Source organism: Streptomyces syringium (assembly GCF_017876625.1).
In the GTDB taxonomy this organism is placed as follows: domain Bacteria; phylum Actinomycetota; class Actinomycetes; order Streptomycetales; family Streptomycetaceae; genus Streptomyces; species Streptomyces syringius.
In genome coordinates, this window is sequence record NZ_JAGIOH010000001.1 from 2,047,956 (window position 1) to 2,060,583 (window position 12,628).

Sequence of the window (12,628 nt, forward strand, 5' to 3'; positions counted from 1 at the left end):
GCGCAGCCGGTGGCGACATTGCCTGCGGCGCTTCCGGTCTATGCCCGGACCGCGCGGACTTGAAACAGCGAGGTTACCCGCATGTTATGCGGCTGCGCGCATAAAGCATCACCCCAAGGTGGCGCCGAAGGCAATACCCAGGACGTACGTCACACCCGCCGCGGCCCCGCCCAGCAGCAGCTGGCGCAGCCCGCTGAACCACCACGACCGCGCCGTCACGCGCGCCACCACGGCACCGCAGGCGAACAGCCCCAGCAGGGCGAGCAGCACCGCGGGCCACAGCTGGGTGGCGCCCAGCAGATACGGCAGGACGGGCAGCAGGGCACCCAGGGCGAAGGAGCCGAAGGACGAGACGGCAGCGACCGTCGGCGACGGGAGGTCGGAGGGGTCGATGCCGAGCTCCTCGCGCGCGTGGATCTCCAGCGCCTGCTCGGGGTCGGCGGACAGCTGCCGGGCGACCTCCCGCGCGAGGCGGGGCTCGACGCCGCGCGACTCGTACAGCGCGGCGAGCTCCTGGAGCTCGTCGGCGGGGTGCTTGCGCAGCTCGCGCCGCTCCACGTCCAGCTCGGCCAGCACCAGCTCGCGCTGGGAGGCGACCGAGGTGTACTCACCGGCCGCCATGGAGAAGGCACCGGCCGCGAGCCCGGCCAGCCCGGTGATCACGATCGTCTGCGAAGAGGCGGAGCCGCCCGCGACGCCCGTCATGAGGGCGACGTTGGAGACCAGTCCGTCCATGGCCCCGAAGACCGCGGGGCGCAGCCAGCCACCGTTCACATCGCGGTGCGTGTGGTTGTCGCGGTGCGCTATGTGCGGTGCCTCTGCCGTATCGAGGACAGACATCTTCGTTCGTGCTCCCTTCCCCGGGGGAGGGCCTGCCGCCCGCCCCCCAATGAGTCGAAGGTACGCACGAATTGCGATGATCCGCTAGCAAGGAAGGCCGAACTTACCTCTCTGACCTGCGCAAACGCGGGAGGCCCGGAAAAATTACCGGGAAATGCCCGAGGGCCGCCGGACCTTGGCGGTCCGGCGGCCCTCGGGGGTGACGACGTCTCGGGTCAGAGCTTCTTGCCCGGCTTGTCGGCCGACGCGTCGCCGGCGGCGGGGGCGGAAGCGTCCCCGGAAGGGGCGGCGGGGGCGCCCGAGGGCTTCTCACCGGGCTTCTTGACCGGCTTGCGGGGCAGCTCCTTGACGAGCTTCGGAGCCGGCTTCCCGGCGGCACCCTCGGCCTTCTCGGCCTTCTCCGCCTTGACGGACGCGGCGTCGGGGCCGTCGTCGGCGGCCGCGGGCTCCACCACGGTCTCCCGGCCGGGCCGTCGCTTCGCAGAGATGATCATGTAGACGACCGCGGCGAGGAACAGGACGATCGAGGTCCAGCCGTTGAGCCGCAGGCCCAGCACGTGGTGGGTGTCGTCGACGCGCAGGTACTCGGTCCAGAAGCGGCCCGCCGTGTACGCGGCGACGTACAGGGCGAAGGCCCGGCCGTGGCCGAGCGTGAACCGGCGGTCCGCCCAGATCACCAGCGCCGCGACGCCGAGGCACCACAGCGACTCGTACAGGAACGTCGGGTGGTACGTCCCAGCGATCCGCCCGATGGCGGGGTCCGCGTCGATCTTGAGCGCCCACGGCAGGTCCGTGGGCTTGCCGTACAGCTCCTGGTTGAACCAGTTGCCCCAGCGGCCGATGGCCTGCGCCACCGCGAGGCCGGGCGCCAGCGCGTCCGCCCACGCCGGGAGCGGGATCCCACGGCGTCGGCAGCCGATCCAGGCGCCCACCGCGCCGAGCGCGACGGCACCCCAGATGCCGAGCCCGCCCTCCCAGATCTTGAAGGCGTTGACCCAGTTCCGCCCCTCACCGAAGTACAGCTCGTAGTCGGTGATCACGTGATAGAGGCGGCCGCCGACGAGCCCGAAGGGCACCGCCCACACGGCGATGTCGGCGACCGTCCCGGTCCGCCCACCGCGCGCGATCCAACGCCGGTTGCCGAGCCAGACGGCGACGAAGACGCCGATGATGATGCAGAAGGCATAGCCGCGCAGCGGGACCGGTCCGAGGTGGATCACACCGGTCGACGGGCTGGGAATGTAAGCGATGTCCATGGCAGCACCGACGCTACCTTGCCGGGACGCGGCCCCGGCAACCCACCCGGCGCAACGGCTGCGTAACGGCCCTCCGGCCGCCCGGCGTCACAGGAGCCCTCACCTCCGCCGGGAGCGGCCCGCAGGGGCCCGTGGCCGCCTCAGTTCTTGGCCGCGCCCGCGACCATCTGCCGCAGCTTCTCGGGGGTGAGCGGGTTGGCCTGGTCGCCGTAGATGCTCTTGCCGTCGAGGAGGACGGTCGGGGTGGCGTGGAAGGCGGACTTGCCGAAGGCCTCGTGGGACTTCTTCACCCAGCTGTCGTGGGTGCCCTCGTTCACACACGTGCGGAAGGCCGGGGAGTCCAGGCCCGGGATCCGGCGGGCCAGCTCCAGCAGACGGGCCTTCTTGCCGAAGGCGTCGTCGGTCTCCGCGGGCTGGTTCTTGTAGAGCAGGTCGTGGTAGGCGGAGAACTTGCCCACGTCCTGCGCGCACGCCGCCGCGTTCGCCGCGTTGAGCGAGCCGGAGCCGCCGAGGTTGTTGTCGATCAGTGTGACGAGGTGATACTCGGTCTTCAGCCGGCCCTTGGCCTCCAGGGCGTGGATCGTGTCGCGGAAGCCGTTCTCGAACTGGGCGCAGCCGGGGCAGCGGAAGTCCTCGTAGACGGTGAGGGTGGACTTGGAGGCGGGCTTGCCGACCGGGATGGTGACGGCGTCCTTGCCCATGGCGCCCTGCGGCTGGACGGGCGGGCCCGCGCTCTCCTTCTCGTCCTTGCCGGCATTGGCCACCAGGGCGCCGACCCCGGCCGCGATGCCCAGGACGCCCACGACCACGGCCCCGGCGATCAGGGCCCGCTTGCGCTTGGCGCGGGACTCCTCCCTCTGACGCTGTTCCTGCAGCCGCTCACGGGCGCTGCGCTTTCCGTCGCTGTTCTTCTGGCTCACATCCCGCTACAACGAACCGGGGGCGCGCCCATGCGCGCCCCCGGCCTCGTTTTCCTTCAAACGGATTACGCGCGCCCCGCCACGCCCGCGGCGAGTTCACCCGCCAGTGCGCGCACTCCGGCCAGGCCCGTCTCCAGGTCGGGCGCGTCCAACAACCGCTTCACGAAGGCGGATCCGACGATGACGCCGTCGGCGAACCGCGCGACCTCCTCGGCCTGCCGGGCGTTGGAGACACCGAGTCCGACGCAGACGGGCAGCTCGGTGACCGCGCGGGTGCGCCGCACCAGTTCCTCGGCCTCCAGCCCGACGGACGCGCGGGTGCCGGTGACGCCCATCAGCGAGGCCGCGTAGACGAAGCCGCTGCCCGCTGCCGTGATCTTGGCGAGCCGCTCGTCGCGGCTGCTGGGCGCGACGACGAACACGGTGGCCAGGCCGTGCTGTTCGGCGGCCTTGCGCCACACCTCGGACTCCTCGACCGGCAGGTCCGGCAGGATGCAGCCCGCTCCCCCGGCCTCGGCGAGGTCGGCGGCGAACCGCTCGACACCGTAGGCGTCGACGGGGTTCCAGTAGGTCATGCAGAGCACCGGGGCGCCCGTCGCGGCGTGCGCCTCGCGGACCGTGCGGATCACGTCGACGATTCTGACGCCGCCGCGCAGGGCGATGTCGTCGGCGGTCTGGATGACCGGGCCGTCCAGGACCGGGTCGCTGTGCGGCAGCCCGACCTCGACGACGTCACAGCCGCCCTCGACCATGGCGGTGATGGCCCGGACGCCGTCGTCCACGGTCGGGAAGCCGGCCGGGAGGTAGCCGACGAGCGCGGCGCGCCCCTCGGCCCTGGCCGTGGCCAGTACGGAGCTGAGCAGTTCGATGTTGCCCGCCATCACTTCGCCCCCGCAGCGTCGTTGTCGTACAGCCCGAAGTAGCGCGCGGCGGTGTCCATGTCCTTGTCGCCGCGCCCGGAGAGGTTGACCAGGACGAGGCCGTCCGGGCCGAGCTCCTTGCCGAGGTCGAGGGCGCCCGCGAGCGCGTGCGCGCTCTCGATCGCGGGGATGATGCCCTCGGTGCGCGACAGCAGCCGCAGTGCCTCCATGGCCTCGTCGTCGGTGACGGCGCGGTACTCGGCGCGGCCGAGGTCCTTGAGGTAGGAGTGCTCGGGGCCGATGCCCGGGTAGTCGAGCCCGGCGGAGATCGAGTACGGCTCGGTGATCTGGCCGTCCTCGTCCTGGAGGACGTAGCTGCGGGAGCCGTGCAGGATGCCGGGGGTGCCGGCGGTGAGGGTGGCCGCGTGCTCGCCGCTCGCCACGCCGTGGCCGCCCGGCTCGCAGCCGATCAGCCGGACGCCGGTGTCGGGCAGGAAGGCGTGGAAGAGGCCGATGGCGTTGGACCCGCCGCCGACGCACGCCACGGCGGCGTCCGGCAGGCGGCCCGTCCGCTCCAGGATCTGGCGGCGTGCCTCGACGCCGATGACCCGGTGGAAGTCGCGGACCAGCGCCGGGAAGGGGTGCGGGCCGGCGACGGTGCCGAAGAGGTAATGGGTGCGGTCGACGTTGGCGACCCAGTCGCGGAACGCCTCGTTGATGGCGTCCTTCAGGGTGCGGCTGCCGGACTTCACCGCGACGACCTCGGCGCCGAGCATCCGCATCCGGGCGACGTTGAGCGCCTGGCGCTCGGTGTCGACCTCGCCCATGTAAATGGTGCACTCCAGGCCGAAGAGCGCGCAGGCGGTGGCGGTGGCCACGCCGTGCTGTCCGGCGCCGGTCTCGGCGATGACCCGGGTCTTGCCCATGCGCTTGGTGAGCAGCGCCTGGCCCAGCACGTTGTTGATCTTGTGGGAGCCGGTGTGGTTGAGGTCCTCGCGCTTGAGGAACACCCGGGCGCCGCCCGCGTGTTCGGCAAAGCGCGCCACCTCGGTCAGGGCGCTGGGCCGACCGGTGTAATTGACCATCAGTTCATTGAGCTCGGCCGCGAAGGCGGGGTCCGCCTTCGCCTTCTCGTACTCCGCGGCGACCTCGTCGACGGCGGCAACGAGCGCCTCGGGGATGAATTTGCCACCGAAGGCGCCGAAGTAGCCCTCGGGGCTCGGGATGTGACCCTCCGGGTCCGGGATGAAGAAGTCAGACGACATCCGACGTACTCCTCAGTCGGGGCCCGCGGGCCCCGCTAGGTCTCGATGGACGGGCATCACGCTATGCGGAGAGGACGACCACCGACCGCGGCTTCCGCGCCGCGGCTAGGCCGTGGTGCGGTGGGTGCGGTCCGTCGTCGTGCGCAAGGTGGGGCGACGCCATCGCATGCCGTTGGTCTGGCCCGGCTCACAGCCGATGTGGTAGCGCACCCGGCGGCCGTGGACCCGGCGGGCGGGCGCGCGGCAGCCGCGGGGGCGGCAGCCGCGGGCGAGTCGCGCGTACGCCGCCATGCCGACGGGGGCCGAGTGCGTGCTCGGCCCCGGACGGCTGCGGCGGCGGATCATGGGAGGGGTCAGCCCCTGCCGTGCCGGAGGGCGGGGTGCGCGCCGGCGGCGACGAGGTCGGCGACCGCGCCGCGCGGGTCCCGGCCGGTGACCAGGGACTCGCCGACGAGCACCGCGTCGGCGCCGTCGTTGGCGTAGGCGATGAGGTCGTGCGGGCCGCGTACCCCGGACTCGGCGATCTTGACAATGTGATCCGGGATCTCGGGCGCGACGCGGGCGAAGTTGTCGCGGTCGACCTCGAGGGTCTTGAGGTTGCGGGCGTTGACGCCGATGATCCGGGCGCCGGCGTCGACCGCGCGCTGGACCTCTTCCTCGTCGTGCACCTCGACCAGCGGGGTGAGGCCGATCGACTCGGCCCGCTCGATGAGGGAGACCAGGGCCTCCTGCTCGAGGGCGGCGACGATCAGGAGCGCCAGGTCGGCCCCGTACGCGCGGGCCTCCCACAGCTGGTAGGCGGTGACGATGAAGTCCTTGCGCAGGACCGGGATGTCGACCCGGGCCCGGACGGCCTCCAGGTCGGCGAGCGAGCCGCCGAAGCGCCGCTGCTCGGTCAGCACGCTGATGACGGCCGCGCCGCCCGCCTCGTAGTCCGCGGCGAGGCCGGCGGGGTCGGCGATCGCGGCGAGCGCGCCCTTGGAGGGGCTGGAACGCTTGACCTCGCAGATCACGGTGACGTTCTCGCCCTTGAGGGCCGCTACGCCGTCCTTGGCCTGCGGGGCCTTGGCGGCCCGCTGCTTGAGCTCGTCGAGGGTGACGCGCGCCTGCCGCTCCGCGAGGTCGGCACGGACACCGTCGATGATCTCGTCGAGCACACTCACGCGAGCGGCCCCCTTCCGGACTCGGATGGTCTGGGCTGGCGGCTGGAATTCACCCCACCAGGACTTGCGATGGTACTTGCCGGAGGGCGAAGGACTCGCATCCGGTTGACGCAGGTCCCGCCAGGTGGACATTCATGGGATCAGTGCCGACCCGAACGGCAGATTCCGTACGACGGTGAAGAGCAGGACGAGGCCGCCCAGGGCCCACCAGAGACCGTGGCGGGGACCCCTGGCGGAGGCGGTGGGGGCGGCGGGGGCCGCCCGCAGGGCCCTGACCAGCCACCCGGCCCAGAACACGGCGAAGGCGGCGTAGCCGGCGACGGCCAGGGCGTTGGCGCCGAGCGCGGTGGCCAGGTCGCCGTGGGCGAGGGCGTGGACGCCGCGCAGCCCGCCGCAGCCGGGGCAGTACAGCCCGGTGTGGCGCAGCAGCGGGCAGGCCGGGTAGTGGCCGGGCTCGTTGGGGTCCACGGCAGCGACATAGACGGCGGCCGCGGCGAGCGCCGCCGCGACGCCGAGCGGGGCGGCGAGGCGCTGCGTCAGGGGCTCGGGCGGCAGGGGCTGCCGGGGCTGCCCGGTCGGCAGGGTGGCGCCGGGTGCTGCTGGATCCCGAGGACGGCTCGCGTGGTCCCTCACCCTGTCGAGTCTCCCCCGGGAACGACGAAGGCGCAGCTCAGGGCCGCGTACGGACAGCCGTACGGGCCCGGGCCGCGCCATGGGCGCCCGCGGGTGCCGCCCGTGGTGCCGGGCGGCGGCGAGAAGTTCTGCGTGGGACGAGGCGGAGGTCAGCCCTGCGTCTGAGCGTGCGACTGCGGGGCGGCGGGGCGCTTGCGGGTCTGGCCGAGGCCCGCGGCCCGCATGGCCATGCCGACGACGCCACCGAGGGCGATCACGATCATCCCGGCCCAGAAGCCCATGGGCTTGGCCATCACCGTGAACGCGCCGGAGATGCAGAAGCCGATGAAGGCGATGATGACACCGGTCCAGGCGGCCGGAGTGTGTCCGTGGCTGCTACCCGACATGAGTATGACTCCTCGTTGCTGTATCGCGCCTGCGGGCGCAGAGAGAACGCTCGATGCCATTGTCCCCGACGGCCGGGGCTGCCTTGAGCTGGGGTGGGCGTGTCTGTCCCGGCTACTTCCGGGAGGTGTCCCCGGTGGTTTCGCCGGTGGGGTCCTCGCCGCGGTCGAGGGCCTTCCACAGCTCCTCGGGGCGGTCCGGATCGGGGGCGGTGCGGGCGCGGCGCGGGCGGGGCGTGCCGTCGCGCTCGTAGCGGCCGGACATGGCGGGCCAGTGGCGGCCGTAGCGCAGGGCGAGCAGCCCGGCGAGGAGCAGCAGCACGCCGCCGGCGAAGGCCACCCACGGCCAGGCGGTGTGGGTGACGTTCTCGATGGCGCCGTCGGTGAGGCCGCCGATCTTGCTCGCCTTCTCCTCCAGGGCTGCGGTGTCGGAGACACCGCCGAGCGCGCCCGCGATCACCCCGGCGCCGCTCAGGGCGAGCAGCGCGGCGACGGCGATCCGGCCGGCGCCGCGGACGGCGAAGACGGCGACCAGGGCGGCGAGACCGACGATGGCCAGCGCGCCGGGCAGGCCGCTGACGTCCTGGCCGGTGGCCTGCCGGACGACGCTGCCCTGGGCCACGGCGGCGGTTCCCTCGGCCCAGGTGCGGCCGCCGGAGAGGAGGACGAGTGCCGCGCCGAGCGCGCCGAAGAGCAGGGCGGCGCCGACACTGCGTCTGGCGCCGCTGCCGGTGCGCGGGGCGGGCTGGGCTACGGGGCGGGGGTGGGGAACGGCTGCGCTCACGGTTACCACTATCCCCCGCCCGGGCGCCGGACCCCAACGCGGGGGCCTGGCCGGCCGTGGCGGCTCAATCGCCGGACGGGCTGCTGTGCTGCGTCCTCAATCGCCGGACGGGCTTGAATCAAGCCCGTCCGGCGATTGAGGACGCGCCCGCAGGGCGCTCGCCGCCGCAGGCGGCACAGACGGCCCGCAGGGCGAAGATCCGCCGACCCCTAGCCGGCGGCCAGCCGATTGGCGGTGTGGACGGCACGGAGCACGGCCGCGGCCTTGTTCCGGCACTCGGCGTCCTCGGCGGCGGGGTCGGAGTCGGCGACGACGCCCGCGCCCGCCTGGACGTAGGCGGTGCCGTCGCGCAGCAGCGCCGTGCGGATGGCGATGGCGGTGTCGGAGTCGCCGGCGAAGTCGAGGTAGCCGACGCAGCCCCCGTACAGCCCGCGGCGGGCGGGCTCCAGCTCCTCGATGATCTGCATGGCGCGCGGTTTGGGCGCGCCGGAGAGGGTGCCGGCGGGGAAGCAGGCGGTGAGCACGTCGAAGGCGGTCCGGCCGGCGGCGAGGCGTCCGGTGACCGTGGAGACGATGTGCATCACATGGCTGTAGCGCTCGATCGACATGAAGTCGACGACCTCGACGCTGCCGGGCTCGCACACCCGGCCCAGGTCGTTGCGGCCGAGGTCGACGAGCATCAGGTGCTCGGCGCGCTCCTTGGGGTCGGCGAGGAGTTCGTCGCCGAGCGCGGCGTCGGCCTGCGGGCTCGCCCCGCGCGGGCGCGTGCCCGCAATGGGGTGCACCATGGCGTGCCCGTCCTCGACCTTGACGAGTGCCTCGGGGCTGGAGCCGACGACGTCGAAGGCGCCGCCGTCCTCGTGGGGGAAGCGGAAGAGGTACATGTACGGGCTGGGGTTGGTGGCCCGCAGGACCCGGTAGACGTCGAGGGCGGAGGCGGTGCAGGGGGTCTCGAAGCGCTGGGAGGGCACGACCTGGAAGGCCTCGCCCGCGCGGATGCGCTCCTTGATGTCCTCGACGGCCGCCATGTAGTCGGCGCCGCCCCAGCGGGCGGTGTACTCGGGCAGTTCGGAGGGCGGCAGGACGGTGGGGCTGGTGGGGGTGGGCCGGTGGAGGTCGGCGGCCATCGCGTCGAGCCGGGCGACGGCGCCGGCGTAGGCCTCGTCGATGCCGGTGTCGAGGTCGTTGTGGTTGATCGCGTTGGCGATCAGCAGCACGGTGCCGTTCCAGTGGTCGAGCACCGCGAGGTCGGAGGTGAGCAGCATCGTCAGCTCGGGCAGCCCGAGGGTGTCCTCGCCCAGCTCGCCGATCTTCTCGAGGCGGCGGACGATGTCGTAGCCGAGGTAGCCCACCATGCCGCCGGTGAAGGGCGGCAGCCCGGAACCCTCTATGAGGTCGCGCGGGGTGTGCAGGGCCGCCACGGTGTCGCGCAGCGCCTGAAGCGGGTCGCCCTCGGTGGGGACGCCGACGGGCGGGGTGCCGAGCCAGTGGGTCTGCCCGTCGCGGACGGTGAGGGTGGCGTCGCTGCGGACACCGATGAAGGAGTAGCGGGACCAGGTGCGGCCGTTCTCGGCGGATTCCAGCAGGAAGGTGCCGGGCCGTTCGGCCGCCAGCTTGCGGTAGAGGCCGACGGGCGTGTCGCCGTCGGCGAGGAAGCGTCGGGTGACCGGGATGACCCGACGGTCCTTCGCGAGCATGCGGAAGGTGTCGGCGTCGGGGGTGGTGGTACCCGTCGTCGCGGCGCGGGGGGCCGGGACGCCTGAGGTCGTGGCAGCCATGGCAGCGGAGCCTACTTGGCCAGGGGCAGGACGTCGGCATCGAAACAGGTGCGGTCACCGGTGTGGCAGGCGGCGCCGACCTGGTCGACCTTGACGAGGAGGGTGTCCGCGTCGCAGTCCAGGGCAACGGACTTGACATGCTGTACGTGCCCGGAGGTGTCGCCCTTGACCCAGTACTCACGGCGGCTGCGGCTCCAGTAGGTGCAGCGGCCGGTGGTGAGGGTGCGGTGGAGCGCCTCGTCGTCCATCCAGCCGAGCATGAGCACCTCGCCGGTGTCGTACTGCTGGGCGATGGCGGGGACCAGGCCGTTGGCGTCGCGCTTGAGGCGGGCGGCGATGGCGGGGTCCAGACGGCCGGATCCGGACGGTGTTCCGGACACTGCTTCGGACGGTGCTCCGGGAGAACGGGGGCCGGTGGGGTTGCTGGGGAGGGCGTTGCCGGTCATGTGGCCATTCTGCCGCTTCGCGCCGGGGTTGCCGTAACCCACTGGCCGGGCTGTCAGTGGCATGCGGCATGCTTCGCCCATGACCTCTCCGCCTCCGCCGAACACACCCCGATCGCCCGGCGACGGTGGTGGGTTCGGCCCACCGCAGAGTTTCGGCCAGCCCTACGGGCAGCAGGTCCCGCAGGGGGCGCCCGGTCAGCCGGGCCGGCCCTACGGGCAGCCGGGGTACGGCGCCCAGCAGCCGTACGGCGGGCAGCCGGGCTTCGGGCAGCAGTACGGGCAGTTCGCGCCTCCCATGCCGCCGCCCCCGCCGCCCTCCGGCGGCAATGGCGCGAAGGTCGCCGCGATCGTGGTGGCCTCGGTGCTGGTGGTGGGGCTGGCCGTCGGCGGGGTGATCCTCTCGCGGAGCGGCGACAAGGACGACAAGCCGGCCGCGCGGGGGACGTCCTCGCCGAGCGCCTCACCGTCGGCGCTCCCTTCGGCGTCCCAGGACTCCACGGGCCTCTCCCCGGGCGAGGGCGGCGCGGTGGACGGCGGCAGCTCGGCCGGCCCGAGCCTGCCTTCCCTGCCGCGCCAGGTGCCCTACGTGGTCCTCAAGCCCGGCCAGTGCTACGACCACCCGGCGCTGAGCAGCGGCGTCACCAGGGTGGAGACGCGGTCGTGCGACGGCGCGCACGACGGCGAGGTGGTGGCCAACGAGACCCTGACGGGCACGTTCGCCACGCAGCGGGACATCCAGGAGAAGGCCGTGGAGCTGTGCGGCACCGAGGCGGAGAAGCGCGTGCGCTCCATAGCCGACGGCCGCCGTTACTACTCGTACACGCTGATGCCCGCCAAGACGACCTACGACCGCGGGCAGAACCAGCTGTCCTGCACGATCACCCTCAGCAATGCCCGGGGTGGCGCGAAACTGACCGCACCGCTGCCGGATTGAGGGCCGGTGGGGGCTCGGGGGCAGGCGCGGCGCCATGGCACTGCCGAGGTGACGGTCGTAGGCTGACGGCATGTCAACCCACGCCCAGCGCGAACGCCTCCTCCTCGCCGACCTGTTGGAGACGGCGGGTCCGAACGCTCCGACGCTCTGCGACGGCTGGCGGACCCGTGATCTCGCGGCGCACGTCGTGGTCCGCGAGCGCCGCTCCGACGCGGCGGCGGGCCTGGTGTTCAAGCCACTGGCCGCCCGTCTGGAGCGGGTGCAGGCCGAGTTCGCCGCGAAGCCGTACGAGGAGTTGCTCCAGCTGATCCGTACGGGCCCGCCGCGCCTGTCGCCGTACGCCCTCAAGCAGGTCGACGAGGCCGCCAACACCGTCGAGTTCTACATCCACACCGAGGACGTCCGCCGCGCGCAGCCGGAGTGGACACCGCGGGTGCTCGACCCGGTCTTCTCGGACGCGCTGTGGAGCCGGGTCGAGCGGATGGCGCGGATGCTGGGCCGCCGGTCGCCGGTGGGTCTGGTGCTGCGGCGGCCCGACGGCCGTACGGCGGTGGCCCATCGCGGCACGCCGGTGGTCACGGCCACCGGGGAGCCCGGCGAACTGACCCTCTTCGTCTTCGGCCGCCAGGACGCCGCCCGGGTCGAGCTGGAGGGCGACAAGGACGCGCAGGCGAAGCTGCTCGAGGCGAAACTGGGAATCTGAGGCCTCGGGGGGCCGGCCCGGACACCGACTCGGACACCGTCTCGAAGAAAGGTTCCCGCCATGGCTTTCGCCCGCAGAACCCGCATTCCCGGCGACCGTGCGGCCGCACTGCCACCGGCCGGCGTCTCGCTGGGGCTGCTGCTGTTGCGCCTCATGCTCGGCATCATCATGGTGGGCCACGGCACGCAGAAGCTCTTCGGCTGGTTCAACGGTCCCGGTATCGACGGGACGGCGCAGGGCTTCGGCGACGTCGGCTACCCGGCCCCCAGGACCATGGCCGTCATCGCCGGGCTCAGCGAGACACTCGGCGGCCTGGGGCTCGCCCTGGGCCTGCTCACCCCACTGGCGGCCGCCGCCGTGCTGGGCACGATGATCAATGCGCTGGATGTGACCTGGGACGGCGGATTTTTCCTCCCGAAGGGAGTGGAATTCACCCTTTTGGTCGCCTTGGCGGCAACGGCTCTGGCGCTGACGGGACCGGGCCGGTACGCGGTGGACCGCTACCTGCCGGTACTGCGGGCGAACCGGCCGGCGTACGGGGTGGCGGCGATCGCGCTGGCGGTGGTGGCGGGGGCGGTGGTCCTGCTGATCCGGGACTAGTGCCTGTCCGGCGGATCGCCGTGATCAGCGAGCGGCTTTCCCCCACCCGCCGCTTCCCGGAAC

15 protein-coding genes are annotated in these 12,628 nt (G+C 72.8%); 3 read left to right on the top strand and 12 right to left on the bottom strand.

Annotation, left to right across the window (positions count from 1 at the left end):
• Nucleotides 1-108: 108 nt before the first annotated feature.
• The 12 genes from JO379_RS08990 to hisI all read right to left on the bottom strand — a co-directional run bounded on the left by JO379_RS08990 (nucleotide 109) and on the right by hisI (nucleotide 10,262).
• A complete protein-coding gene (locus tag JO379_RS08990; RefSeq protein WP_130877281.1) occupies nucleotides 109-840 on the bottom strand; it encodes a VIT1/CCC1 transporter family protein in 732 nt (243 codons plus the stop codon).
• Between the two features lie 215 nt (nucleotides 841-1,055).
• Nucleotides 1,056-2,096, bottom strand: coding sequence for a prolipoprotein diacylglyceryl transferase (gene lgt, locus JO379_RS08995; protein WP_209514540.1), 1,041 nt, complete (start codon nucleotides 2,094-2,096; stop codon nucleotides 1,056-1,058).
• Between the two features lie 140 nt (nucleotides 2,097-2,236).
• Nucleotides 2,237-3,016, bottom strand: a complete 780-nt coding sequence (locus tag JO379_RS09000; protein ID WP_130877283.1) for a DsbA family protein — start codon at nucleotides 3,014-3,016, stop codon at nucleotides 2,237-2,239.
• Between the two features lie 65 nt (nucleotides 3,017-3,081).
• Nucleotides 3,082-3,897 (bottom strand): tryptophan synthase subunit alpha, encoded by an 816-nt coding sequence (gene trpA / locus JO379_RS09005; RefSeq protein ID WP_130877284.1) that lies wholly within the window; start codon nucleotides 3,895-3,897, stop codon nucleotides 3,082-3,084.
• Nucleotides 3,897-5,141 carry a tryptophan synthase subunit beta gene (gene trpB, locus JO379_RS09010; RefSeq protein WP_130877285.1) on the bottom strand — a complete coding sequence of 415 codons (1,245 nt, stop codon included), beginning with the start codon at nucleotides 5,139-5,141 and terminating at the stop codon, nucleotides 3,897-3,899. Before trpB ends, trpA begins: the two co-directional genes overlap by 1 nt.
• Nucleotides 5,142-5,246: 105 nt before the next feature.
• A complete protein-coding gene (trpM, locus tag JO379_RS09015; protein WP_242625988.1) occupies nucleotides 5,247-5,486 on the bottom strand; it encodes a tryptophan biosynthesis modulator TrpM in 240 nt (79 codons plus the stop codon).
• Between the two features lie 8 nt (nucleotides 5,487-5,494).
• Entirely contained in the window at nucleotides 5,495-6,304 is an 810-nt protein-coding gene (gene trpC / locus JO379_RS09020; protein WP_130877286.1) for an indole-3-glycerol phosphate synthase TrpC, read from the bottom strand.
• Between the two features lie 132 nt (nucleotides 6,305-6,436).
• On the bottom strand, nucleotides 6,437-6,937 hold the full coding sequence (locus tag JO379_RS09025; RefSeq protein WP_372449060.1) for a DUF2752 domain-containing protein: 501 nt from the start codon (nucleotides 6,935-6,937) through the stop codon (nucleotides 6,437-6,439).
• 149 nt (nucleotides 6,938-7,086) lie between these two features.
• Nucleotides 7,087-7,323: an HGxxPAAW family protein gene (locus JO379_RS09030; protein ID WP_209514541.1), complete on the bottom strand. Its 237-nt coding sequence runs from the start codon at nucleotides 7,321-7,323 to the stop codon at nucleotides 7,087-7,089.
• Between the two features lie 112 nt (nucleotides 7,324-7,435).
• Nucleotides 7,436-8,104 (bottom strand): TIGR02234 family membrane protein, encoded by a 669-nt coding sequence (locus JO379_RS09035; protein WP_209514542.1) that lies wholly within the window; start codon nucleotides 8,102-8,104, stop codon nucleotides 7,436-7,438.
• Nucleotides 8,105-8,313: 209 nt separating this feature from the next.
• The gene (locus tag JO379_RS09040) at nucleotides 8,314-9,882 is read right to left on the bottom strand and encodes an anthranilate synthase component I (RefSeq protein WP_130877290.1); all 1,569 of its coding nucleotides are present in this window, start codon (nucleotides 9,880-9,882) and stop codon (nucleotides 8,314-8,316) included.
• An 11-nt stretch (nucleotides 9,883-9,893) separates the two neighbouring features.
• Nucleotides 9,894-10,262: a phosphoribosyl-AMP cyclohydrolase gene (gene hisI, locus JO379_RS09045; RefSeq protein WP_209518606.1), complete on the bottom strand. Its 369-nt coding sequence runs from the start codon at nucleotides 10,260-10,262 to the stop codon at nucleotides 9,894-9,896.
• A 145-nt stretch (nucleotides 10,263-10,407) separates the two neighbouring features.
• Here hisI and JO379_RS09050 point away from each other — a divergent pair, with 145 nt between their 5' ends.
• From JO379_RS09050 to JO379_RS09060, 3 genes are all read left to right on the top strand, one after another.
• Nucleotides 10,408-11,262: a septum formation family protein gene (locus JO379_RS09050; RefSeq protein ID WP_130877291.1), complete on the top strand. Its 855-nt coding sequence runs from the start codon at nucleotides 10,408-10,410 to the stop codon at nucleotides 11,260-11,262.
• Between the two features lie 70 nt (nucleotides 11,263-11,332).
• On the top strand, nucleotides 11,333-11,965 hold the full coding sequence (locus tag JO379_RS09055; protein ID WP_130877292.1) for a TIGR03085 family metal-binding protein: 633 nt from the start codon (nucleotides 11,333-11,335) through the stop codon (nucleotides 11,963-11,965).
• Nucleotides 11,966-12,025: 60 nt separating this feature from the next.
• Nucleotides 12,026-12,565: a DoxX family protein gene (locus JO379_RS09060; RefSeq protein WP_130877293.1), complete on the top strand. Its 540-nt coding sequence runs from the start codon at nucleotides 12,026-12,028 to the stop codon at nucleotides 12,563-12,565.
• The last annotated feature ends 63 nt before the right edge of the window (nucleotides 12,566-12,628 follow it).